The sequence below is a fragment of the Constrictibacter sp. MBR-5 genome, from assembly GCF_040549485.1.
Classification (GTDB): domain Bacteria; phylum Pseudomonadota; class Alphaproteobacteria; order JAJUGE01; family JAJUGE01; genus Constrictibacter.
On the sequence record NZ_JBEPTK010000011.1, the window covers coordinates 116,228 to 138,995 of the forward strand.

Here is a 22,768-nt window from a genome sequence, read left to right on the forward strand (position 1 = left end):
AAAATTCCACCCGCGGCATCGTCGTAGGCAGGAGAGGCGCGAATGGGACGCATCCGCAAACGCGCCCAACCGTCGCGCCGACAGAAGAACGGGGGAAGACTTGGTCCGCATCACATCCCGGCGTGCCGCGCGGCGCGCCGCCGCCTGCATATCGCTCCTGCTGTCGGGCACTGCGCTGGCACTGCTGCCGGCCACCGCGTCGGCCACACCGGCCGAACCGAACGACATGGCCCAACTGGCGCAGGCGAACGCGACCCTGCGCTGGGACATCCCGGCCCAGCCACTCGCCGACGCACTCACCGGCTTCGGTCGCCGCTCGGGCCTGCAGGTCACGGTCGACGGGGCGCTGCTGCGCGGCCTGTCGACGCGCGGCGCCAGCGGCAATCTCACCCCGGCCCAGGCGCTCGACGGCCTCCTGGCCGGCACCGGCCTCGCCTGGCGCTTCACCGATCCGTCGACGGTGAAGGTGGAGCGGCCAGCCGCCGACGGTGCCGCGCTGACGCTCGACCCGATCAGCGTCACCGCCGGCACCGAGACCGCCTGGGGTCCCGTCGACGGCGTCGTCGCCCACCGCAGCGCCACCGCCACCAAGACCGACACGCCGATCGCACGCACGCCGCAGACCATCCTCGTCGTCACGCGCGACCAGATGGATGCCCAGGGCGCGCAGACCGTGCCGCAGGCGCTGCGCTACACATCGGGCGTGCTGACCGACCGCAACGGCGCCGACCAGCGCACCGACTATCTCTTCTCCCGCGGCTTCGCCCTCGACCAGTATCTCGACGGGCTGCGGCTGCTCTCCGGCACCTGGGCGATCCCGCAGATCGATTCCTTCGGGCTGGAGCGGGTCGAGGTGCTGAAGGGCCCCGCCTCGGTGCTCTACGGCCAGGCCTCGCCCGGCGGCCTCGCCAGTCTGGTCACCAAGCGTCCGCTCGACGAGGCGCAGCACGAGATCCAGCTCCAGGGCGGCACCTTCGACCGCGTCCAGGGTGCGGTCGACCTGACCGGGCCGCTCGACGACGAGGGGCGCTTCCTCTACCGCTTCGTGGCATTGGGCCGCGACGCCGACACCCAGATCGACCAGACCAAGGAACGCCGGCTCTACGTCGCACCCTCCTTCACCTGGAAGCCCGGCGACGACACCAGCTTCACCCTGCTGTCGAGCTACACGCACGACCCCTTCTCCGGCGCCTACTACAAACTGCCGGCCGTCGGCACCGTGCTCGACAACCCGAACGGCCGCATTCCGGAGGACTTCTACAGCGGCGACCGGACTTTCGACCGGCAGGAGCGTACGCAGTATTCCGTCGGCTACGCCTTCGACCACCAGCTCGACGATACCTTCACCCTGCGCCAGAACGCCCGCTACATGCGCATCGAGGGCGACTACAAGATCCTCGTCGTCGGCAACCTGCAGGCCGACCAGCACACGATCAACCGCTCGGCCTATGCCGCGACCGAGGACACCGACGCGCTCACGCTCGACAACCAGCTCGAGGCGAAGTTCGATACCGGCATCGCCGGCCACACGGTCGTCGGCGGCGTCGACTATCAGCGCACCTTCAACGACCGCACCGACGCCTTCGGCGGCGCGCCCTCGATCGACTATCTGAACCCGGTCTACGGCCAGGCGATCGCCGACCCCAGCCCCTTCCTCAGCCACGAGCAGGACATCCGCCAGATCGGCCTTTACCTGCAGGACCAGATCGACATCGGCGCCCTCTCCCTGGTCTTCGGCGGCCGCCAGGACTGGGCCGAGTCCGAGACCGATGACAAGCTGGGCGGCGGCCGCACGAAGCAGGAGGACGATGCCTTCACCGGCCGCGTCGGGCTGCTCTACAGCTTCGACAACGGCATTGCGCCTTATGTGAGCTGGTCGGAATCCTTTCAGCCGGTGACCGGCACCGATTTCGGCGGCAACCCCTTCGAGCCGACCACCGGAACCCAGTACGAGGTCGGCGTGAAGGTCGAGCCGCGGGGCTGGAATTCGCTGCTGACCCTCTCGGCCTACACGCTGAAGCAGCAGAACGTGCTGACCGCCGACCCGGTCAACACCTTCTTCCAGGTGCAGACCGGCGAGATCGAGACGCGCGGCATCGAGGCGGAACTGAAGTCGAACCCGCTCGACGGCCTCAACCTGATCGCCGCCTACGCCTTCCTCGACAGCGAGGTGACGAAGTCGAACGACGGCGTCGCGGGCAACGTGCCGGTCTACCAGCCGCGCCACACGGCCTCGCTCTGGGGGGACTACACCATCCGGGAGGGCGCGCTGGCCGGCCTCGGCGGCGGCGTCGGCGCCCGCTATGTCGGCGAAACCTGGGGCGACGCCGCCAACACCTTCGAGGTGCCGGACTACTGGCTGTTCGACGCCGCACTGCGCTACGACCTGGGCGGCCTCGGCCCGATGCTCGACGGCGCCAGCCTCGCCGTGAACGCGACGAACCTGTTCGACAAGCGCCACGTCACCGAGTGCCAGAACATCAACACCTGCTACTACGGCACCGGCCGGACGGTGTATGCCACGCTGAAATACCGCTGGTGACGCCGTGATGGGCTGGCGGCGGGCCGCCACGCGGGCGCACCGGTATGTCGGCCTGGCGCTCGCCCTCTTCCTGACGGTCGCCGGCCTGTCCGGCGCCGTCATCGCCTTCACCGACGAGATCGACGGCTGGCTCAACCCGCATCTGCGGCGCGCGGCGACGGGCGTGCCGACCGCCGATCCGCTCGATTTCGTCGACCGGATCGAGGCCGCCGACCCGCGCGGCATGGTGACCTTCGCCTCGCTCGCCTTCCAGGCCGGCCGCTCGGCGCTCTATTTCGTCAAGCCGCGCGTCGACCCGGCGACCGGCCGGCCCTACCGGCTCGGCTACAACCAGGTCTTCGCGGACCCCGTGACGGGCGCGATCCTGGGCCGGCGGCAGTGGGGCGCCTTCGCCTTCGACCGCGCGCACCTGCTGCCGGCGATCTACGAGATCCACTACAGCCTCTTCCTGCCCGAAGCGCTCAGCGGCTGGTTCCTCGGCCTGCTCGCCGCGGCGTGGGCGATCGACTGTTTCGTCGGCGCATCGCTCACCCTGCCGCGCGCCCGGCCGCGCCCCGGCAACTGGCTGCGCGCCTGGACCCTGAAGCGGCGGGCCGGCCCCTACCGCCGCACGCTCGACCTGCACCGCGCCGGCGGCCTGTGGCTGTGGCTCGTCCTGCTGCTCCTGGCGCTCACCGGCTTCTATCTTCGGGTGGGCGAAGACATGGTGCGCCCGCTCCTGCTGCACTTCTCCTCGCTGACCCCGTCGCCCTACGAACTGCGCGGCGAGGCAGAGGCCGACGTCGCGCCGGTCCTGCCGCTGCGCGCCGTCCTGCCGCTCGCGACGGCCGAGCGCGACCGGCTCGGCTGGACCGACGCGCCGACCGCCGCCTCCTACGACCTGCACACCGGCATCTACGCCGTCGCCTTCCAGAGCGCGCGGTATGCGGAGCGCGCCATCGGGGCGCCCACCGTCTATGTCGACGGCGGCGACGGCCGCATCCTCGGCCACAGCGAACCGCTGACCGGCACCGCCGCCGACATCATCGTCGACCTGCCCCGCCCCCTGCACGGCGGCAAGCTCGGCGGCCTGCCCGGCCGCATCCTGGTGGCTGCCGCCGGCCTGGGCACCGCGATGCTGTCGATCACCGGGATCGCGGTCTGGATCCGCAAGCGGCGCGGCCGCCTGCGCGACGCTGCCTAGCCCGCCAGGATCCCGGACAGCCGCCGCGCCCAGGTCTCGACCTGCGCCGCGTCGCCGAGCAGGTCGTTGCGCACCTCGATCAGGGCGGCCGGGATGCGGCGGGCGAGGCCGTGCACCGGCACCGTGTAGTCCGAGGTCGGGCCGACGGCGTAGGGCTCGTTGTCGCCGACCACCAGGTCGCCGTCGCGGCGCAGCCCGTCGAGCAGGCGCCGCGCCAGCGCGTCCGTCGCCCCGGTCATCGCCCCGGGATGCAGCACCCCGGCATGCCACCGCCGCGCCACGCCGAGATAGACCGGCGTGAAGGTGTGGATGCCGACGACTTCCGTCTCGCGCCCGGCCGCGACGCGGCCGTCGAGATGGCGCGCGATCGCCTCCTGGAACGGCGTGAAGCAGAGCGCGGTGCGGCGCGCGACCTCCTCCGGCGAGAGGTCCAGGTTGCCCGGAATGTCGGTGTCCTCGCTGCGCACCGGGATGCTCGACGGCACGCCGGCCGGCCGGTTGCAGTCGATCAGCAGGCGCGAATAGCCCGACAGGAACAGCGGCGCGTCGAGCAGCGCCGACAGGCGCCGCGCCAGCGCCGCCGCACCGATGTCCCAGGCGATGTGCCGGGTCAGATGCTCCGGCGCCAGCCCCAGCCCGGCATAGGCGGCCGGAATGTGGTTCGAGGCGTGCTCGCAGACCAGCACCACCGGCGCGGTGCCGGCCTCGTTGACGACCGTCACCGCCGGCGGATACGCCGCGTCGTTCGCTTCCATCGGCCGTTCCCCTCCCGCTGCGCCTCGCCTCTCCTTAGCCCTCGACGGCGTCGGTGAAAACGGCGAAGTCGGCGAGCGTGCAGGGTCCGAACGTCGTGACGATGGCGACGTCCGTCGCGTCGCGGCCGCGCGCCATCAGGATGCGGCCGATGCGCGGCACGTTGTTGCGCGCGTCGAACACGTGCCACGCACCGCCCAGATAGACCTCGAACCAGGCGGCGAAGTCCATCGGGCCGTAGGGCGGCGGCGCGCCCATGTCGCCCAGGAAGCCGGTGCAGTAGCGCGCCGGGATGTTCAGGCAGCGGCAGAAGGCGATCGCCAGGTGCGCATAGTCGCGGCACACGCCCTGGCGCTCGTTGTAGGCCTCCTGCGCCGTGCGTGTCGGCCGTGCGGTCTGGTAGTCGAAGCGGATCCTGTTGTGCACATAGTCGCAGATCGCCTGCACCCGGCCCCAGCCGGTCGGCCCCTGCCCGAACAGCGCCCAGGCGATGTCCGACAGCGTGTCGGTGTCGCAGTAGCGGCTGCCCAGCAGGTAGACCAGGATCTCGTCGGGCAGGTCCTCGACGCGGTGCTGGAACGCATCCGGCACCACGGCGTCGACCTCGCCCGAATCCTCGGCGAGCAGCCGGGTCGTCAGGGTCAGGCGGCCGGGCGGCGCCACGATCCGCGTGCAGACGTTGCCGAAACCGTCCGTGTACTGGTGCCACGGGATCGGCGGATCGAACTGCACCTCGTGTGCGCCGATCAGGTCCGCCTCGCGCGACGGGTGCGGGCTGACCATCAGCAGCATCGGCGTCGGTTGCAGGCAGTCGTAGGCGATCCGGCAGCCGGCACTGATACGCATACTGGTCTCCTCGAAACGAATGGTGCCGTGACCCGTGAGGCTCGCTCAGGCGCTCGGGCCGCTCGCCGTCACGTCCACCTCGACCGTCATCCCCAGGCTGTCCCCCGGCCCGCCGCTCCAGGTGCCGTGCAACGGCAGCACGTGGCGGTGGTCGCGGGCGATCCCGACGCGGATCAGGTCGCGGTTGCCGATGATGCCGTTGGTCGGGTCGAGTTCGACCCAGCCCGCCCCCGGCACGTAGACCCGCAGCCATGCATGGGTCGCACCACCACCGAGGCTGCCGCTCTTCTGGGGTACGTAGATGTATCCGGACACGAAGCGCGCCGCGAGGCCGAGCGAGCGCAGCGCTTCGATCATGAAGACCGCGAAGTCCCGACAGGTTCCGCTGCCCAGGCGCAGCGTCCGCGTCGGCTCCTGCACGCCGCGCTCGGTGCGCGGCACGTAGTCGAAGCTCTGGCGCACCGCATGGGTCAGTGTGGCGAGCAGTTCGCGCGTGCCGTTCGTCCCCTCCGGCCGCACGAAGCGCCGCACCCAGCGCTCGACCTCGTGGTCGGGGTCGGGATACTGCCGCTCGATCGACCGCGCCAGATCGGGCAGGTCGTCGATGTCGTAGGAGAAGGGATATGTGGCCGCATAGGCCTCGATCGGAAAATCGAGCGCGTTCGTCGGCGTATGGTCCAGCACGACCCGGCTGTCGAACCGCAGCTCCGCCGCCCGCTTTCGCTCGAAGCGCACCACCCCGACACTGTTGCCGAACACGTCGTGCAGCCAGCGCAGGTCGCTCGGCTCCGGCGTGATCGTCAGGCTGGTCTCGATCAGCTTCTGGTCGTGCCCCTCGCGCGGCCGGAACATGATCCGGTGCTCGCCGAACCCCACCGGCTTGCGATAGCGGTAGGTGGTCACATGGTGGACAGCGAGAATCGGCACGGCCAAGCCCTCCACGTCCGCACGCCGCACGGCGGCGACGCAGCCCCCATGCCGACGCGCGACGCGGACTGGCATCGCACGGCGCGAACAGAATTCGGATGTCGTAGGAGTACGGGTAGATGGTGCGCGGCAGGGGCGTTTACAATCCGGCGCCGGCGCACGCCACCCCGGCCTGCCGCAGGCGCTCCGCGACGAGCCGCCGGCCGAGCCAGGCAACGAACCAGCGGCCGAGACAATGGCGGCGTCGGGCGCCGAACATCAAGTGATAGGCGGACTGCGGCCCCGGCCGAAACCCTGTGCCGGCATCCATGACGCGCCGGTCGACGCTCGCAGCGGCGATGTTCACGATGATTCGGGTGCCGGCCGCGAACGGACATCCCGCCACCGTGCGCGCCTCAGGCACGCGTCGCGCGATCACCGTCGACGACCGGAATGCCAACCGGAGCGCCTCGTCGACGAAATGCGTAATCCGCACCGAGCCCGCAGCCAAGGCCGGCCACATCGCCCGCTCCGCGTGCAGGCGGTCGTCGATCAGGAGTAGCGCCTCCGGCACGAGTTCGTTCAACGCAACGAACAGCGAGACGGCCTGTGACAGGATCATTGCGTCCTCGTCGTCGGGCGCGTCGGTTACATGGGCGGCTGCCAGGAAGCTGCCCGCCCGGACGCCGCCACCGGATCGCCGCCGCCGCATGTGTCCGAAGAGCGAGACGCTGCTCATCTGGAAATGGAGGCTGCTCCTGAGGCGCAGGCGCCCGTCCACGGTCACCATCTGGTCGCGCAACGACAGGACCAGCGGCAGGTCAGTCTCTTTCAGCCCCGCCGCCTGCACGAAGATGCGGTTGCAATGGGTGTTGATGTGCCACCGACGATCGGCGGCCGGCCGCGACCGGTCGAGGTCCGCCACCAGCGCGGCAACGCAGGGCGCGGCATGGGCTTTCATGTCGGCCGCATAGGCCCTGTAGCGCTCGATCGCCAGCCTGCGGAAATGCGTATGGGCGGCGCCCTCCAGGAACACGGGCACGGAGCGATCGATTTCCGCCATCACTGCTGCGGCCTGTGGCGCCGACGGTAAACTAGACTCTTGGGCTGTATGCAGGCCATGCGCGTTCGCAAGTCCCTGCTCGTCGAGCACCGCCCGGGCCGCGGCACTGCTCCAGGCGACGACATCGGCGCCGTCCTCGCTGGCCAGGAAGTCGGTATCTGCATAATCCGCTAGCTGTGCGGCAGAGGCGTCCTCGATGCTTGCGGAGAACGCCTTCTTGTCCAGGGTCAAGACTTTCCAGGGGATCATCGGCTCGTCCTTGGCCACGTTCCGAAACCAACCCGGTACCGCAGCGAATCGTTAGAACTATACGACATTGTTCCGTCATTGCGTCGCATGGCGCGGTCGCGTAAGCACCGCGATCCTGGAAACAGAGGATCCCGAAAGTCCCGCTCTGCGATGCTGTTCCAGTCGTTCTACTTCCTTGCGGGCTTCCTGCCGGCGACGCTCGCCCTGGTCGCGGCGGCGATGCAGCGCGGGTCGGGTGCGGCGCGGGTCGTCCTGATCCTCCTGTCGCTCGTCTTCTATGCCAGCTGGATCCCGGAACACACCCCGCTCCTGGCATTGTCGATCCTCGTCAACTGGCAGATCCGCGAGCGCATCGACCGCAAAGGCACCCGCGGTCACGCATGGCAAACGCTGGGCGTCGTCCTCAACCTCACGGCCCTCGCCTGGTTCAAGTATCGCGGCTTCGCGGTCGACATCCTGATCGACCTCGGGGCGGTGGCGCCGTCGGCGCACATCGACATGCCGCCGGTGCCGCTGGCGCTCTCCTTCTTCACCTTTCAGCAGATCGGCTACCTGCTGATCGCGCCGCGCCGGGACGGCTGCGGCGAAGGTGATCGCCGGACGCGCTTTCGCGACTACGCCCTCTTCATCGCCTTCTTCCCGCAACTCGTGATCGGCCCGATCGTCCGCTGGCAGGAGTTCCAGCCGCAGACGAAGCTGAAGCGCTTCCTGGCGTTCCGCCGGATCGACCTCGCGGTCGGGGCGGCGATCTTCGCATTCGGCCTGGGCAAGAAGGTGTTCCTCGCCGACCCCATCCTCGGCATGATCGACCCGATCTATGCTGCCGCCGAGCGGGGAGAGACGATCGGCTTCGTCCAGGGCTGGATCGCCTGTTTCGGCTTCATCACCGGGCTGGCGCTCGACTTTTCGGGCTATTCCGACATGGCGACCGGCCTCGCCCGGCTGTTCGGCGTCGTCCTGCCCGTCAACTTCATGTCGCCGTTCCGCGCGACGACCATGGCCGAGTTCTGGCGCCGCTGGCACATGACGCTGACGCGCTTCTTCACCGGGCACCTCTACCGGGCGATCGCGGAATGGTGGGTGACCCGCGTCGGTACGTCGGCGCTTCGGCGGCGGCGCGAGCGCGGCGTGTGGCGCTCCAGGCTCGCCGATGTCGTGCCGATCATCCCGACGTTCCTTCTCATCGGCCTCTGGCACGGCGCGAACTGGACCTTCGTCCTGTTCGGTACGATGCATGCGGTGTTCGTCTCCGTGAACAGCATCTTTGCAGCACGCGGCCGCAGGTCGGGAAGACCGCCGGCCGGCTGGCCCCGCGTCTGGCGCCAGCTTCTCACCTTCACCTGTCTCGCCGCCAGTACCGCCGTCTTTCGTGCCGAGAGCATGAGTAGCGTGGAAGCGCTGGCCCTAGCGGTCTGGCCGGGCGGTCCTCTCCTGGCTGGACCGCTGCCGGGCAGTCTGCACATCGCCGGACTGGCCGCGATCTGCATCGGTGGTTTCTTCTTGCCGAATACCGCAGAGGTCTTCCGACGCTATCGGCCATTCATCCTGGACCCGCGCATCCCCCTCGCGCGGTCGCCGGTCGAGTTCCGTCTGACCTCGTCATGGGCGATTTCAGCCGGCATCCTTCTCGGCGTCGGGTTCCTGATGTCGCTCGGCCGTTCATCGCCCTTCGTCTACTTCGTGTTCTGAGTACAGGACCACGATGTCCAGGCCCGGCCGCTTCCTCGCAATCCTGCTCTTCGCCGCTGCGGGCACGTTCGGCATGGCGCCGCTGCTCAGCATCGCCGTCGACCCCTATGGTATCTGGGGCACGGCGACGCTGCTCTGGCGCAACCCGGCCACCTTCCCTTGGCTGGCCGACGGGGCGCGTGTACACGCACGCTCCGCCGACCTGACGAGAGCCGAAATCCTGTACATGGGTGCGTCGAACGTGCAATGGGGCCTGCCGGTGACGTCGACCGGAGCCGGTTCGATCCGTGCCTACAAGGCAGCCGAGCCGTTCCAATCCCTGGAGGACGATAAATTCTACCTGGAGAAAGCGTTGAGCCGCGGCCAACTGCGCGAGGCGGTCGTGTCGGTCGACCTGGTGCATTTCGCGGGTCTGGGGATCCACCGGGAATGGCGTCGGGTCGTCGTCCCCTCGGATTCGCTACGACGCATCGCTTATGATCTGGCGAAACTCTCGCTCCAGCCGGCATCTCTGGCGGACGCCCTGCGTGTGGCAACGTGGCGGCTCGCACCTGACTACGGCCGCCTGAACCCGGCTGCCGCTCCCTCGATAATCTCGCGAGGATACGATACCGCTTGGCCGCTTTTTAGCCGGGCCAGCGGCGTGATTGCGGCGAGATTCGCTACGGAACACTGCCTCGACAGCCGCTTCGGTTTCGATTGGCGTGGCAATTCCATGTACGATCAATTGGCCGATCTGGCGCGCACGACACTGAACGCTGGTGTGCGCCTCTCCGTCGTGCAACTGCCGCAACACCTGATGATGAGGGAGACCTACGACCGCCTGGGTGTCGGACGCCGGTATGCGACATGGCTGCGCAGCGTGGTCGCGTTGATCGCAGACCTGAATGGCGGACCACTTCTGCGCGTCGTCGACTTCAACATGCCCCGCATGCACCTCGATGAAGGCTTCCCGTCATCGGCGGCGGATTCAGTGCAGGAGCCCCAAATGGACTGGTGGTACGATCAGCTGCATTTTTCGCCTAAGCTCGGCGCGCTGGTCGTTTCCGACCTGGAGCGCCCGGATGGGCCGGCCATCGGCGTCACTCTCACCCCCGACAATGTCGAACGGCATCTGGCGGAGTTCGAGGCCTATCGCAAGTCCGCGCAACGGGTGTTGGACGCGAATCCGGCATCTGTGATGCGGCGGCTCCGCGATCGTCTACGCAGCACCAGCACGGACTGCGCACCGCAGTCGAAGCCCTCGACACGAGTCGCGGGGGAACGACATTCCTAACAGAGAGCGAAGCGAAGCATGTCGACGGCGGAAAGCAGCCAGTTGTCAGAAGAGACTATCATCACCGTGGCGGAGGGCGTCGTCTGGACGCGGGTCGACGACGAGATTATCGCCATCGACCCCAGGACCGAGCATTTCTTCGGCCTGCGCGGTGCCGGTATCGAGGCCTGGGAAGCGATCGTCAGCGGTACCACGGTCGGTGGCGCCCTCGCCGCCATTCTCGCCCGCTACGACGTGCCCGCGGCGCAGGCGAAGGCGGATCTCGAAGGGTTGCTGGAAAACCTTCTGGCACGCCGACTGATCGGCATCGGCGAACAGGCGCCCCGCGAGTAACCGCTCACCGCCCGGCCGCCCCCGGAGACGAACGGTAGGCGGGCGCCAGCCGCGCCAGGATGTCCAGCCGCAGCGCCCGTTCGAACTCGGTCTGGGAAAAATCGTAGCCCGACGTCCGCGCGCGGGCGAAGAGCGCCGGACGGACGGCTGCGGGGTCTCCCGCGGCCACCGCGGCGAGATCGACCCCGCCGCTCCGGCAGGCCGCGATGAAGGCCATCGCCGATTGCAGACTCATACGGAGTATGCCCCGATCAGCAGGTCGAGGGCGAGAACCGCCCCTGCCGTCGTGAACAGGCCGCGCACGTCGAGGTCGATGCGCCCTTCCCCCGGCGCGGGTGCGACGACCCAGGGATCCGGCGTCCGCATGCAGGCGCCTCCGCGCCAACCGCCGTCCTGGCGCTGTGATGCGACGAGCAGCCCCGCCAGCTTTCCGACAGCCGCGTCCATGGCCTGTCCGCTTGCGGCGAGGCCCGCCAGCCGCCAGGCCGCCGCGAACGGCTGCAGCCCTTCGTTCGGCAGGTCCGACAGCCAGGCCGCACCACGCGCCGCATCGATCGCCGGCGCGCCCTCGGCGAGAACGAGGGCCAGCGCCGTCGGATAGGAGGGCTCGTCCCACCAGTAGCCGGGCAGGCTGCCGTCCGCTGCCTGAGACCGCGTCACGAACGCCCGCGTGGGTTCCCCGACGAGCGCCGCCGCCGCCGCGGAGACGCAGCCGTGGGACGCCCGGAATCCGCTGTCGTCGCAGCCTTCCAGACGCCCCTCAAAGCGGATCGGCGTCTCGGCCGCATAGGTCGCCACCCCGCCGTCCGGGGACACATGCCGCGCCACGAAGGCGCGGGCCGCATCTTCGGACGCTCCACCGCTCAGACCGAGTGCCCGCGAGAGGTGGAGGTACCAGGCGGTGCTGTCGGCATCCTGCGGCGTCCAGGCATTGAAGCCCCAGCCGCCCGATGGCCGCTGCCGGCGGCGCAGCGCCGCCTGCGCGCGCATGGCCGCCGCATGGCCGTCCGGGCCGATACCCGCTAGGCAGTAACCGATCACCGCACTCGGCCATTCGTCGCCGGCACCCAGCGGCGACACGAAGTCGCGCCAGAGACCCGCCTGGTCCTGACGACGCAGCAGGAAACGCACGCCCGCGTCGCGCGCCTCCACGAGCGCATCACGGGCCGGCATCGAGGACGGCCAGGACGGAAGAGGCGTCGGAGCGGCCAAGGGCACGCGCTCCGCCGCCACGTAGGCCTTGGTACGCCAGCCACCCCCGGCAGTCGCCGGCATGAACTTGAGATGCGATATCCAGACCCGCGCCGACGGCACCCGCCCCGGCGGCGCTGTCAGTGCATCCAGCAGCCATGCATCCGGCCACTGCACCGCGGGATCACCGGGCAGGATACGGCACGGGGATGCAAGCACGCTATCCATCGCAGCCGGGTCGGCGCCGCAGCGCTCGCGGGCGATCGCCGCGAGCCGGCCCCAGCGGCTGTCGGTTTCGAACGCCTCCTCGATGAAGCACTCGAACCCCGAGAGGCGGAGCAAGGGCGGCGATCCGGCCGGCAGGTACAGGTCGAGCGCCAGCGTGACCTTGTCCACCGTCTCGACCAGCAGGTCGAACAGGGCCACACCATCCTCGGGAAAATCCTGTAGGTCCGATGTGTACGCGAAACCGGCCAGCGCACCCAGCGGCAAGCCGGTGACATTCAGGCGCACCGACCCACCGCGGCCCGCCATAAGACCCAGGGATCCGATCCCGGCGCCGGGCGGCAAACATGATCCGATGGCACCGATCGACATCGCGGCGCGGTCTGCGACCGCATGGCCGAGGGTAAAGCGCACAGCGGAGTCGATCGCTTCGGCATGGTGCCGACCGGCGGCGGCACTCCCGCGGAAAAAAACGCTCGTTCCACTAGGCGTCCCGTTCGAGGTGAGGTCCGTCTCGAGAAAGCAGGTCTCGGCCCAAAGCCCCAAGGCGGAGCCATCCATCCGCCACAGATCCACGAGTACATCGGCGGGACGCCGCGCAGATCCCGTATCCGGCAGCAGAGTCCCAGCCTCCGACCGCCGCACATACTGATGAAGCGCCAGCACTTCGGCCGGCGGCCCGAGGTCGATCTCAACCGCCAGCCGCGGCAGACCCGACATCAAGTGCCCGCACCGCGCGACGGCCGAGCTGACGTCGGCCCCCGTCCTCAGATGCAGAAGGCTTGCGGCGCCGCGTACTTCCTGTCGGGAGCCTGCCACGAGGGACGCATCCGACACTCCACCACCTATGATGATCCGGCAGACGATCGCGGTGCCATCTTTAGCTCGAGCGGTCCCGCCCGACACCTATCTCAGGAGACACCTACCTCACGAGTAGCTGATGCCATCGAACGTGCCGCTACCAGCCCCCCCTCGGCGGCTTCCTTGGCCAAAAGACCGTAATCCACGAGAATGGGCGGCTGGTATGCGGCCTTCGGTTCCGATTCGCTGCGGTCGACTTCGAATTCCACTACACCCTCCCGGGTCAAGACCGAAACAGGCGCGCCGAATCCGGAGGTACCGGGTGGCGAGCCGAACACGGGTCACATCGTTTATCCTCCACGTATGGCGAAGTCGAGAGTCGGCTACAAGATCGGGCCCTCGGCAGGCACGGCGGGAACAGGATGCGCCACTCTTGAAGGAAATCGCCCCGGTGCCGGTGACGGAGGTGGCCGCCTACGGACTGCGCCTTCGCCCAGTTGGATCGCGCCGCACGTTTGCTCCGATCGCGGCGGACCTGCTGCGTACCATCACCCTATCCCCGGTCGCCCGCGCGGACCTGCCGCCCCTCCCGGACAGCGTACCGGTGGCGGCCTGGCACCGGGCGGCCGCGACGCCGCAGGGATGGCAGATCGACGTGGTCGACGCCGTACCCGGCGGCTTTCAAAGATGCTGCAGCGTCGTCCTGTCGGAAGACGGGACGCGCCTCCACGTGTCGGACACGTATCCCGACGGTGCCCATGATCGCTGGACCGTGCTGACCCATGTCGCGATCCGCTCCATCCTGGCGCGGCTCGGTGCGCCGATGCTGCACGGCAACCTCTCGCTCGGGCCCACCGGCGCCGTCGCCGTCCTCGGCGATAGCGGAGCCGGCAAGTCGTCCCTCGCCATCGCCCTGATGCGGGCCGGCGCCCCGCCGCTCGCCGACGATGTCGTCTGTCCCGTGCGGATGGCGGGCGGATGGTACGCCTGGCCCGGCCACCACGAGATCTTGGCGGAAGGCCCCACCCTCGATCGGCTCGGCATCGACCGCACCGCCTGGCCGACGCTTTGGCAGAACGCCCGGCCCGACGAACAGAAATACCGCCTGACCGCGAACCGCCGCCCCGAGACCGTCCCCGACGCCGCCCGCGTTCCGCTCGCCGGGATCGTCGTCCTGGAGCCGCGGCGTCCCGAACCTTGCCGGCCGACCCTCCACAGGCTGGCGCCGGCCGCCGCCATGGCCGCCATCGTGCCGCACGGGCAATGGGGCGCGGCCGGATCGAGCCGACAGGCGCGCCTCGCCGAACTCGCCTCCCTGGCATCCGAAGTGCCGATCTGGCGTCTGTCGCGCTCGGACCGGATTGAGGATCTCGCCGCGACGGCCGAACTCGTTCTCGGCACAATCGGCGACGCCCGCATCTGACGTCGGTGGTTGCGCGAACCTTCTCACGCCGGCAACCGGCCGTGCATCAGCAACGCCCAGCCGCGCTGCAACCGCCCGATGGCCCAGAACGGGTAGCAGAGCGCGCCCCAGACGAGCAGCCCGGCTAGCCCGTAGGCGAACCAGCCGACGGCGTCCGACGCCGCGCCGAAGAAGGCGACGGCGTTGCGGGCGACGAGGCCGATCTCGGCCTGAAGGACGGCGAATTCGGGCTGCAGCGCGTTCAGCTTCTCCAGTTCCTTCGCCACCTTGGCCAGATCGTCGAACGGCGCCGACAGGCTCGATAGCGCATCGAAGATCACGCGGAACGGCTTGGCGATCATCTCGCCGAACGCGAAGCTGCCCGAGGTGATCTCCGGCTTGAACGGTCCGGCCTTGAAGCGCGGGATGGGGCCCGGCGGATCGATGTAGAGGTCGGACATCTTCATCGCGACGGTCGGCACGCTCAGCGACGCGACGGCGTCCACCGGCTTGCGCACCTCCGACGCGGCACGCGACAGGCCCGCGCCCACCACCTCGAAGCGCGCCATCGCGCGGTTCATCTGCGCCTGGCTGCGCTCCGCCACATCGGCCACGCGCTGCGCGGAATCCCCGGCGCGCGCCGCGATCGAGACCAGCGCGCCGCGCGTCTCCTGCCAGCCGGCGTCGACCCGCCCGCCGAAGGCCACGGCCGTCCAGCCGATCGCGAGCACCACCAGCGGCGGCAGCATCGTGTTGACCAGGACGAACACGCCCTGGACGCGCGGAAGTATCATGGCGTCCCCCCATTCGTGCGTCGTTGCGACGTCACGCTACCCGGCTGTGTTCGCCGCGGCGAGTGAGCGGCAGCACGCCGCAGGGCCGAAGCCTCGACACTGGACGCGTGAGCCGCGACACTCGCCGCCATGACGGGGGGACACATCATCGCGAGGAACACGGACTGGCGCAGGCTGGCACGCCTGACGCTGCTCCTGTTCGCGCTGCGCGCCCTGCTGCCGGTCGGCTTCATGCCCGACCTGGGCCTGCTGAAGCAGGGCGGCTTCCAGATCGTCCTCTGTACCGCTCAAGGACCGACCGCCGTCACGGTCGACGCCGACGGCAAGCCCATCGACCCGGACGGCGGCGGACATGACCCGGCCGACGCGGCCTTCGCCAAGGACTGTCCGTTCGGCACCGCCTTCGCCAAGGCGTTCGACGTCCCGACGCTGGTCGCCACCGCCTTCCTCGCGGTTGCGGCGGCGGTCGCGACGGCCGCGCCGCGGCCGCTCGACCTGCGCCCACCGCCCCAGGGCCCGCCCCTCGGCTCCCGCGCCCCGCCCATCTTCCTCGGCTGACATCGCGCCGACGGTCCGCCCGACCGTTCGAGAAGCGCCGCGCGCGTACCGTCCCGGACGCCGCACTCTCGTTTCGCTTCCCCGGACGCCGCGCAGCGGCGATCCGGGGCCCACGCCTGCGCCCGCGTCTGCCGTGGATCCCGGATCGCCGCCGCCGTCGGCGGCGCGTCCGGGAAAGCGCCGAGAGATCCTCAAACACGCGGCCCTGTCGGCATCGCATCCGCGATTCCACCGAGGTTTCCCATGTCCATGCGCATTCCGCGCGCGGCGCTCGCCGCGCTTTCCATCGCCATCACCGCGCCCGCCCACGCCCAGCAGTCCGGCACCATCGTCCTCGACCCCATCGCCGTGACCGGCCAGGCCACCGGCTCCCTCACCGTCCCCGACGCCGCCGAGGCGGCACGCCGCATCGACCGCACCCCCGGCGCCGTGGCCGTCGTCCCGGCCGAGGACTTCACGGACACGCGGGCCCTCACCACCAAGGACATGCTCGACTACGTCGCCGGCGTCTTCGCCCAGCCGAAATGGGGCGAGGACACGCGCTTCTCGATCCGCGGCTCGGGCCTCGCGCGCAACTTCCACCTGCGCGGCGTGAAGCTGCTCCAGGACGGCATCCCGCTGACCAAGGCCGACGGCAGCGGCGACTTCCAGGAGATCGACCCGCTCTCGCTGCGCTACGCCGAGGTGTACAAGGGGGCCAACGCCCTGCAGTACGGCGCCATGACCCTGGGCGGTGCCGTCAACTTCGTCAGCCCGACCGGCCACGACGCGCCCGCCGCCCTGGTCCGCACCGAGATCGGCAGCGACGGCTTCCGCCGCGTACAGCTGGGCTCCGGCATGGTTATCGGCGACTGGGACTATTACGTCACGCCGACCTGGGTGGAGCAGGACGGCTTCCGGAACCACAGCGAGCAGGAGAGCGTGCGCGTCAACGGCAACATCGGCTACCGCATCTCCTCCAACGCCGAGACCCGCTTCTATTTCGGCTATGCCGACATCGAGCAGGAGATTCCCGGGTCGGTGACCCGCCATGCCGCCCTGCACGATCCGCGCGCCGCGGCGGCGGGCAATCTGCTGCTCGACTATGAGCGCAACATCGAATCCTATCGGATCGCCAACAACACGACGGTGATGCTCGACGCGGTCGAACTGTCGTTCGGCGCCTTCTACGTCGACAAGCGGCTCGACCACCCGATCTTCCAGGTGCTCGACAACCACTTCCGGGACTATGGCGGCTTCGCCCGCGCCACCGGCGAGGCGCAGGCGTTCGGCCATCGCAACGCCTTCACCGTGGGCGCCAACCTCCACGCCGGCACGAACGACAACGAGCGCTACCAGAACATGGGCGGTTCGAAGGGCGCCAAGACCTTCGACACCGACGAGACGGCGGTCAACGCCGACCTCTACGCCGAGAACCAGTTCTTCGTGACCGACGCCGTGGCGCTCGTCCTCGGCGGCCAGCTCGGCTGGTCGAAGCGCCGGTCCGAGGATCGCTTCCTGAGTAACGGCGACGACAGCGGCAAGGCGACCTACGACTATTTCAATCCGAAGGTCGGCGTGATCTGGGACGTCGAGCCGCCGACCGCCGGACGAGCCGCCCAGGTGTTCGCCAACCTCAGCCGCAGCACCGAAGTCCCGACGCTGTCCGACCTCAGCCCCACCGCCGCCGACGGCTTCACAAAGATCGACCCGCAGACCGCCACCACCATCGAGGTCGGCACGCGCGGCCGGTGCGAATCCTTCGGCTGGGACGTCGCGCTCTACCGCGCCTGGCTGCGCGACGAGATCCAGCTCTTCGACCTGGGTGGCGGCAGGACGGCGGCGCGCAACGCCGACAGGACGGTCCACCAGGGGGTCGAACTCGCCTTCGACGTCACCCTGCTGAAGGGCCTGTTCGCCGACGGCGCCGCCCGGGACGACCTCTGGTTCCGCCAGTCCTACACCTTCAGCGACTTCCATTTCGACGACGGCGTCTATGGCGGCAACGACCTGCCGGGCGCGCCGAAACACTATCTCCGCGCCGAGCTGCTCTATCGCCATCCGGCCGGCTTCTACGCCGGCCCGAACGTGGAGTGGGTGCCGGAGGCCTATTACGTCGACAACGCCAACACGCAGAAGACCAGGTCCTATGCCCTGCTCGGCCTGCGCGCCGGCTACGACTTCGCCTTCCAGGGCCTGAACGGCTCGGTCTTCCTCGACGCCCGCAACATCACCGACGAGCGCTACATCGCCAGCGCCAGCGTCGCGACCGTCGCCACGCCGACCACGCCTCTCTACGAGCCCGGCTCCGGCGCCAGCGCCTATGCCGGCCTCACCCTCAGCTGGTAACGACCCGTCCGAACAGGAGAAAACGGCATGTTCCGCACCATCGCCCTCGCCGCCGCCCTGCTGCTGCCCATGGCCGCCGCCCGGGCCAACGATCCGATCCAGGACGAGATCCGCATCGAGCAGGCCTGGTCGCGCGCCACCCCGGGTGCTGCGCGCACCGGTGCCGCCTACGTCACCGTCGTCAACAACGGCAAGACCGACGACCGCATCGTCGCCGCCTCCAGCCCTGTCGCCGAGGCGGTCGAGTTGCACACCATGGAGCGCGACGGCGACCGCATGCGCATGCGTCCGGTCGAGGCGGTCGCCGTGCCCGCCGGCGGTTCGGCAGCGCTGAAGCCGGGTGCCGAGCACATCATGCTGATCGGCCTGCACCGGCCGCTGAAGGAGGGTGAGACCTTCACGATCAACCTCGTCTTCGAGAAGCACGGCACCCGCGCCGTCGACGTAACGGTCGCCGGCGTCGGCGCGGCCGGTCCGGGTGCGGGCCCGGGTGCGGGTCCGGGTGCGGGCCCGGGTGCGATGGATCACGGGAGCATGAACCACGGCACGATGGATCATGGTGCCAAGGGCCACGGCATGCATAAGAACTGATCCTGGTGGCGGCGCCACCGGTGCCGCCACTTTATTGCTGCACTGCGGCGCGACAGCCCCCATCTGCGGCCTATCCAGGCAACAGACTCCGGCTGTCCCCACCGTGTCATTTCCCGCTACGAGCGCGCCGCTCGCGCGTGCGCTCGCCGAACGCGACTACAACGACCCGACCCCCGTGCAGAGCGCCGTCCTGGCGCCGGATGCCGAAGGCCGCGACCTGCTCGTCTCCGCGCAGACGGGGTCCGGCAAGACCGTGGCCTACGGCCTGGCGCTGGCCTCCACCCTGCTCGGCGACGCCGACACGATCGGTGCAGCCGGCGATCCGTTGGCGCTGGTGATCGCGCCGACGCGCGAGTTGGCGCTGCAGGTCCAGCAGGAGCTCGACTGGCTCTACCGCCAGACCGGCGCGCGCGTCGTCGCCTGCGTCGGCGGCATGGACCCGCGGCGCGAGGCCCGCCTGCTCGCGTCCGGCGTGCACATCGTCGTCGGCACGCCCGGCCGCCTGCGCGACCATCTGGAGCGCGGGGCGCTCCGCCTGGGCGCGCTCGCCGCCGCCGTCCTCGACGAGGCGGACGAGATGCTCGACATGGGCTTCCGCGAGGACCTGGAGTTCATCCTCGACGCCACGCCCGCCGGCCGCCGCACGCTGCTCTTCTCCGCCACCCTGCCGCGCGCCATCGTCAACCTCGCCCGCCGCTACCAGCAGGACGCGCTGCGCCTCGAGGTCTCGGCCGGTGCCGCCGGCGGCCATGCCGACATCGAGTACCGCGCCGTGCGCGTCGCGCCGCGCCAGCATGAGCTGGCCGTCGTCAACCTGCTGCGCTTCTTCGAGGCTCCCGGCGCCATCGTCTTCTGCAACACGCGCGAGGCGGTGCGCCACCTCCAGGCGACGCTGCTGGAGCGCGGCTTCACCACCGTCGCCCTTTCCGGCGAACTCAGCCAGAACGAGCGCAATCACGCCATCCAGGCGCTGCGCGACGGCCATGCCCGCGTCTGCGTCGCCACCGACGTCGCGGCCCGCGGCATCGACCTCGCGCATATCGGCCTGGTCGTGCACGCCGACCTGCCGCACGACGCCGAGGTGCTCCAGCACCGCAGCGGCCGCACCGGCCGCGCCGGCCGCAAGGGGGTGAGCGTCGTGCTCGTCCCCGTGTCGCGCCGCCGCAGCGCCGAGCGCCTGTTCGCCGACGCCCGCATCAAGCCGGAATGGAGCGGCCCGCCGACCGCCGAGGAGATCCGCGCCCTCGACCAGGAGCGCCTGTTCGCCAGCCCGCTCCTGACCGGCGAGAACACCGAGGAGGACGCGGCCACCGCCGAGGCGCTGATGCAGCGCCTGTCGCCCGAGGCGATCGCCGCCGCCCTGGTGCGCCTGCACCGCGAGCGCCTGCCCGCGCCCGAGGACGTGGTCGATCCCGGCGACAGCCCCCGCCGCCCCTATGCCGACCGTGGGGCCGAGCGCAACGCGGCCCCCAGTGCTGATCATCGCGGCGCCGACCGCGGCCCCCGCCCCGAATCCGGCGCCCCGCGCGGCCGTTCCGGCCCCGCCGGCGCCACCGTCTGGTTCAAGCTCGACGTCGGCCGCACCAAGAACGCCGACCCGCGCTGGCTGCTGCCGATCATCTGCCGCCAGGGCAAGGTGACCAAGCAGGAGATCGGCGCCATCCGCGTCTTCGAGCGCGAGACCAAGTTCGAGATCGACGAACAGGTCGCCGACCGCTTCATGGCCTCGGTCCGCGCCGTCCCGGCCGGCGGCGAGGTCCGCATCGAGCCGCTCGCCGACGCGATGAAGGCCCGCTTCGCCCAGATCGAACCCGACGTCACCCGCAAGGTCGCGGCGCGACCGGCGGCACAGGAGGCTCCCGAGCGGGCAGCACCGGAGCGGACGGCCCCCACGCGCACCTACAAGCCGAAGCCCATCCCGAAGACCGCCGCCGGCGACCGCCCCCCGATGCGCAAGCGCGCCGCCCGCGCGGATGCCCGCCCCGACGCGCCCGGACGCCAGCCCTACCGCACCCGCTGACTCGTGCCCTTCTTTCGCACTTTCCCGGACGAAGCGAAGCGTAGATCCGGGACCCACCCCGACGCCGAGCACGAGCGCCACCACCCCTCTCCCCGTCATTGCGAGGCGCGCAGCGCCGAAGCAACCCAGGGCCGGCGCACCGACGCCGGCCGCCCGGGCTGCGGCCCTGGGTTGCTTCGCTTCGCTCGCAATGACGGCGATAGGGGAGCGGTCACATGACCACCCCGACCTACGACGCCGTCGTCATCGGCGCCGGCGCGGCCGGCCTGATGTGCGGCATCGCCGCCGCGCGCCGTGGCCGGTCGGTGCTGGTGGTCGAGCACGGCCGCACGCCCGGCGAGAAGATTCGCATCTCCGGCGGCGGGCGCTGCAACTTCACCAACCTGAACGCGACGCCGGCCAACTTCCTCTCGGCCAATCCGCGCTTCTGCGTCTCCGCCCTGTCGCGCTACACCCCGCGCGACTTCGTCGCGATGGTCGACCGCGCCGGCATCGCCTGGCACGAGAAGGCCGCGGGTCAGCTCTTCTGCGACGGTTCGGCCAAGCAGATCGTCGACCTGCTGACCGGCGAACTCGCCGCGGCCGGCGGCGAACTCTCCCTCTCGACGAAGGTCGAGGCGGTGGAGCGCCCGCCCGACGTCGGCGAGGGGTCCGGCTTCTGGCTCCAACTCTCCCACGGCCCGGTCGAATGCCGCAGCCTCGTCGTGGCGACCGGCGGCCTGTCGATCCCGAAGATGGGCGCCACCGGCTTCGGCTACGACCTGGCCGAGCGGTTCGGCGTGCCCGTCACGCCGACCTTCCCCGCCCTCGTCCCGCTCACCTTCGACGAGCCGACCCTGGAGCGCCTGCGCCCGCTCGCCGGCATCGCCGTCGAGGCGCGCGTCGCCACCGTTCCCGCTCCCGCGTCGGGCAGGAAGGCACCGAAGCCCACCGCCTTCGCCGAGCCCATCCTCTTCACCCACCGCGGCCTCTCCGGCCCCGCGATCCTGCAGATCAGCTCCTTCTGGAGCCACGGCGAGGAAATCGCCGTCACCCTCGCCCCCGGCACCGACATCTTCGAGGCCCTGCGCGCCCAGCGCACCGCCAACCCCCGCCAGTCCCCCCACACAGCACTGGCCCAATGGCTGCCGAAGCGCCTGGCGGAGGAAATTGTCGCCAACACCCTCGACCCCCTCATGCTGAGGAGCGCTGAAAGCGCGTCTCGAAGCACCCAGAGGGAAGCACGCGCCCCCAACCTCGCCGACCTTCCAGACCGTACCCTGCGCGCCCTCGATGCCGCGGTGAACGGCTGGCGCATCGTCCCCGCCGGCACCGAGGGCTGGCGCACGGCAGAGGTCACCCGCGGCGGCGTCGACACCGCCGCCCTCGACAGCCGCACGCTCGCCGCCCGCAGCATCCCCGGCCTCCATTTCATCGGCGAGGTCGTCGACGTCACCGGCTGGCTCGGCGGCTACAATTTCCAGTGGGCCTGGGCCTCGGGATGGGCGGCCGGTCAGGCCGTTTAGCGCGCCCTCACTCCTCTGCGTCGTCGCCCTTTTTCCCGTTCTCGACCAGCGGCGTCAGCGCCAGCAGGATGACGACGTTCACGACGCTCAGCACGATGGCGATCTCCAGCCGGGAATAGGCGATCGCGACACCGATGGCGCCGGCGTTCCAGACGCTGGCCGCGGTCACCAGGCCGCGCACGTCGGGGCCGCGCTGCACGATCGCCCCGCCGCCGATGAAGCCGATGCCGGTGATGATGCCCTGGAGCACCCGCGCCTGGGTCTCCGCCGAAGCGTCGGGCATCGACGCCGCGATCAGCGCGAAGCCGCAGGCGCTCATCGCCACCACGGGCAGCGTGCGGAGGCCGACGCTGCTGCTCCCGTGCCCGCGCTCCCAGCCGATCGGGAGCGCCAGCGCCATGGCCAGCCCGATCCGCAGCAGGTCGTGCAGGACCCGCGCCCAGTCCAGGTCGAACAGCGTCGGATCGCCCATCTCCATCCCGTGCCGTCCCTCCCGCGCCGGCGGCCGTTTGC

The 22,768-nt window shown here is 70.2% G+C and carries 20 protein-coding genes; 11 read left to right on the forward strand and 9 right to left on the reverse strand.

What is annotated here, in order from left to right:
• Window positions 1–100: 100 nt before the first annotated feature.
• A complete protein-coding gene (locus tag ABIE65_RS20140; RefSeq protein WP_354080228.1) occupies window positions 101–2,542 on the forward strand; it encodes a TonB-dependent siderophore receptor in 2,442 nt (813 codons plus the stop codon).
• 7 nt (window positions 2,543–2,549) lie between these two features.
• The gene (locus ABIE65_RS20145; RefSeq protein ID WP_354080229.1) at window positions 2,550–3,725 is read left to right on the forward strand and encodes a PepSY-associated TM helix domain-containing protein; all 1,176 of its coding nucleotides are present in this window, start codon (window positions 2,550–2,552) and stop codon (window positions 3,723–3,725) included.
• Here ABIE65_RS20145 and ABIE65_RS20150 read toward each other — a convergent pair.
• The 4 genes from ABIE65_RS20150 to ABIE65_RS20165 form a co-directional block, all read right to left on the reverse strand.
• Entirely contained in the window at window positions 3,722–4,480 is a 759-nt protein-coding gene (locus tag ABIE65_RS20150; protein ID WP_354080230.1) for an N-formylglutamate amidohydrolase, read from the reverse strand. The two genes, ABIE65_RS20145 and ABIE65_RS20150, sit on opposite strands and share 4 nt — an antisense overlap.
• A gap of 34 nt (window positions 4,481–4,514) precedes the next feature.
• A complete protein-coding gene (locus tag ABIE65_RS20155; protein ID WP_354080231.1) occupies window positions 4,515–5,324 on the reverse strand; it encodes a transglutaminase-like domain-containing protein in 810 nt (269 codons plus the stop codon).
• 45 nt (window positions 5,325–5,369) lie between these two features.
• Window positions 5,370–6,251, reverse strand: a complete 882-nt coding sequence (locus ABIE65_RS20160) for a transglutaminase family protein (RefSeq protein WP_354080232.1) — start codon at window positions 6,249–6,251, stop codon at window positions 5,370–5,372.
• Window positions 6,252–6,390: 139 nt separating this feature from the next.
• Window positions 6,391–7,542 carry a hypothetical protein gene (locus ABIE65_RS20165; RefSeq protein ID WP_354080233.1) on the reverse strand — a complete coding sequence of 384 codons (1,152 nt, stop codon included), beginning with the start codon at window positions 7,540–7,542 and terminating at the stop codon, window positions 6,391–6,393.
• A 150-nt stretch (window positions 7,543–7,692) separates the two neighbouring features.
• Here ABIE65_RS20165 and ABIE65_RS20170 point away from each other — a divergent pair, with 150 nt between their 5' ends.
• Genes ABIE65_RS20170 through ABIE65_RS20180 form a run of 3 tightly spaced genes read left to right on the forward strand, consistent with a single transcriptional unit; the run spans window position 7,693 to window position 10,840 of the window.
• Complete coding sequence (locus ABIE65_RS20170; RefSeq protein WP_354080234.1) at window positions 7,693–9,231, forward strand: MBOAT family O-acyltransferase; 1,539 nt, start codon at window positions 7,693–7,695, stop codon at window positions 9,229–9,231.
• A 13-nt stretch (window positions 9,232–9,244) separates the two neighbouring features.
• Window positions 9,245–10,507, forward strand: coding sequence for a hypothetical protein (locus ABIE65_RS20175; RefSeq protein WP_354080236.1), 1,263 nt, complete (start codon window positions 9,245–9,247; stop codon window positions 10,505–10,507).
• 42 nt (window positions 10,508–10,549) lie between these two features.
• Window positions 10,550–10,840, forward strand: coding sequence for a PqqD family protein (locus ABIE65_RS20180; protein WP_354080237.1), 291 nt, complete (start codon window positions 10,550–10,552; stop codon window positions 10,838–10,840).
• Between the two features lie 4 nt (window positions 10,841–10,844).
• On the opposite strand, the gene ABIE65_RS20185 is transcribed toward ABIE65_RS20180, so the two are convergent.
• The 3 genes from ABIE65_RS20185 to ABIE65_RS20195 form a co-directional block, all read right to left on the reverse strand.
• Window positions 10,845–11,075 (reverse strand): hypothetical protein, encoded by a 231-nt coding sequence (locus tag ABIE65_RS20185; protein WP_354080238.1) that lies wholly within the window; start codon window positions 11,073–11,075, stop codon window positions 10,845–10,847.
• Window positions 11,072–12,544 carry a prenyltransferase/squalene oxidase repeat-containing protein gene (locus ABIE65_RS20190; protein WP_354080239.1) on the reverse strand — a complete coding sequence of 491 codons (1,473 nt, stop codon included), beginning with the start codon at window positions 12,542–12,544 and terminating at the stop codon, window positions 11,072–11,074. Before ABIE65_RS20190 ends, ABIE65_RS20185 begins: the two co-directional genes overlap by 4 nt.
• A 623-nt stretch (window positions 12,545–13,167) precedes the next feature.
• Entirely contained in the window at window positions 13,168–13,326 is a 159-nt protein-coding gene (locus tag ABIE65_RS20195) for a hypothetical protein (RefSeq protein ID WP_354080240.1), read from the reverse strand.
• Window positions 13,327–13,490: 164 nt separating this feature from the next.
• Here ABIE65_RS20195 and ABIE65_RS20200 point away from each other — a divergent pair, with 164 nt between their 5' ends.
• Entirely contained in the window at window positions 13,491–14,480 is a 990-nt protein-coding gene (locus ABIE65_RS20200; protein WP_354080241.1) for a hypothetical protein, read from the forward strand.
• Between the two features lie 23 nt (window positions 14,481–14,503).
• Here the strand turns inward: ABIE65_RS20200 and ABIE65_RS20205 are convergent, their stop codons facing one another.
• Window positions 14,504–15,253, reverse strand: a complete 750-nt coding sequence (locus ABIE65_RS20205; protein WP_354080242.1) for a hypothetical protein — start codon at window positions 15,251–15,253, stop codon at window positions 14,504–14,506.
• A 129-nt stretch (window positions 15,254–15,382) separates the two neighbouring features.
• Between ABIE65_RS20205 and ABIE65_RS20210 the strand changes: the two genes are divergently transcribed.
• From ABIE65_RS20210 to ABIE65_RS20230, 5 genes are all read left to right on the forward strand, one after another.
• Window positions 15,383–15,811, forward strand: a complete 429-nt coding sequence (locus ABIE65_RS20210; protein ID WP_354080243.1) for a DUF2946 family protein — start codon at window positions 15,383–15,385, stop codon at window positions 15,809–15,811.
• A 243-nt stretch (window positions 15,812–16,054) separates the two neighbouring features.
• On the forward strand, window positions 16,055–18,139 hold the full coding sequence (locus ABIE65_RS20215; RefSeq protein ID WP_354080245.1) for a TonB-dependent receptor family protein: 2,085 nt from the start codon (window positions 16,055–16,057) through the stop codon (window positions 18,137–18,139).
• A 27-nt stretch (window positions 18,140–18,166) separates the two neighbouring features.
• The gene (locus ABIE65_RS20220; RefSeq protein WP_354080246.1) at window positions 18,167–18,730 is read left to right on the forward strand and encodes a copper chaperone PCu(A)C; all 564 of its coding nucleotides are present in this window, start codon (window positions 18,167–18,169) and stop codon (window positions 18,728–18,730) included.
• Between the two features lie 103 nt (window positions 18,731–18,833).
• Window positions 18,834–20,750, forward strand: coding sequence for a DEAD/DEAH box helicase (locus tag ABIE65_RS20225; RefSeq protein ID WP_354080248.1), 1,917 nt, complete (start codon window positions 18,834–18,836; stop codon window positions 20,748–20,750).
• A gap of 215 nt (window positions 20,751–20,965) precedes the next feature.
• Window positions 20,966–22,255 carry a BaiN/RdsA family NAD(P)/FAD-dependent oxidoreductase gene (locus ABIE65_RS20230; protein WP_354080249.1) on the forward strand — a complete coding sequence of 430 codons (1,290 nt, stop codon included), beginning with the start codon at window positions 20,966–20,968 and terminating at the stop codon, window positions 22,253–22,255.
• Between the two features lie 7 nt (window positions 22,256–22,262).
• Here the strand turns inward: ABIE65_RS20230 and ABIE65_RS20235 are convergent, their stop codons facing one another.
• Entirely contained in the window at window positions 22,263–22,733 is a 471-nt protein-coding gene (locus ABIE65_RS20235) for an MgtC/SapB family protein (RefSeq protein WP_354080251.1), read from the reverse strand.
• Window positions 22,734–22,768: the final 35 nt, after the last annotated feature.

Coding starts and splice junctions, on each gene's coding strand:
- ABIE65_RS20145 (WP_354080229.1), top strand. CDS start 2,550: ATGGGCTGGCGGCGGGCCGCCACGCGGGCGCACCGGTATGTCGGCCTG.
- ABIE65_RS20150 (WP_354080230.1), bottom strand. CDS start 4,480: ATGGAAGCGAACGACGCGGCGTATCCGCCGGCGGTGACGGTCGTCAAC.
- ABIE65_RS20155 (WP_354080231.1), bottom strand. CDS start 5,324: ATGCGTATCAGTGCCGGCTGCCGGATCGCCTACGACTGCCTGCAACCG.
- ABIE65_RS20165 (WP_354080233.1), bottom strand. CDS start 7,542: ATGATCCCCTGGAAAGTCTTGACCCTGGACAAGAAGGCGTTCTCCGCA.
- ABIE65_RS20170 (WP_354080234.1), top strand. CDS start 7,693: ATGCTGTTCCAGTCGTTCTACTTCCTTGCGGGCTTCCTGCCGGCGACG.
- ABIE65_RS20175 (WP_354080236.1), top strand. CDS start 9,245: ATGTCCAGGCCCGGCCGCTTCCTCGCAATCCTGCTCTTCGCCGCTGCG.
- ABIE65_RS20185 (WP_354080238.1), bottom strand. CDS start 11,075: ATGAGTCTGCAATCGGCGATGGCCTTCATCGCGGCCTGCCGGAGCGGC.
- ABIE65_RS20205 (WP_354080242.1), bottom strand. CDS start 15,253: ATGATACTTCCGCGCGTCCAGGGCGTGTTCGTCCTGGTCAACACGATG.
- ABIE65_RS20210 (WP_354080243.1), top strand. CDS start 15,383: ATGACGGGGGGACACATCATCGCGAGGAACACGGACTGGCGCAGGCTG.
- ABIE65_RS20215 (WP_354080245.1), top strand. CDS start 16,055: ATGTCCATGCGCATTCCGCGCGCGGCGCTCGCCGCGCTTTCCATCGCC.
- ABIE65_RS20220 (WP_354080246.1), top strand. CDS start 18,167: ATGTTCCGCACCATCGCCCTCGCCGCCGCCCTGCTGCTGCCCATGGCC.
- ABIE65_RS20230 (WP_354080249.1), top strand. CDS start 20,966: ATGACCACCCCGACCTACGACGCCGTCGTCATCGGCGCCGGCGCGGCC.
- ABIE65_RS20235 (WP_354080251.1), bottom strand. CDS start 22,733: ATGGAGATGGGCGATCCGACGCTGTTCGACCTGGACTGGGCGCGGGTC.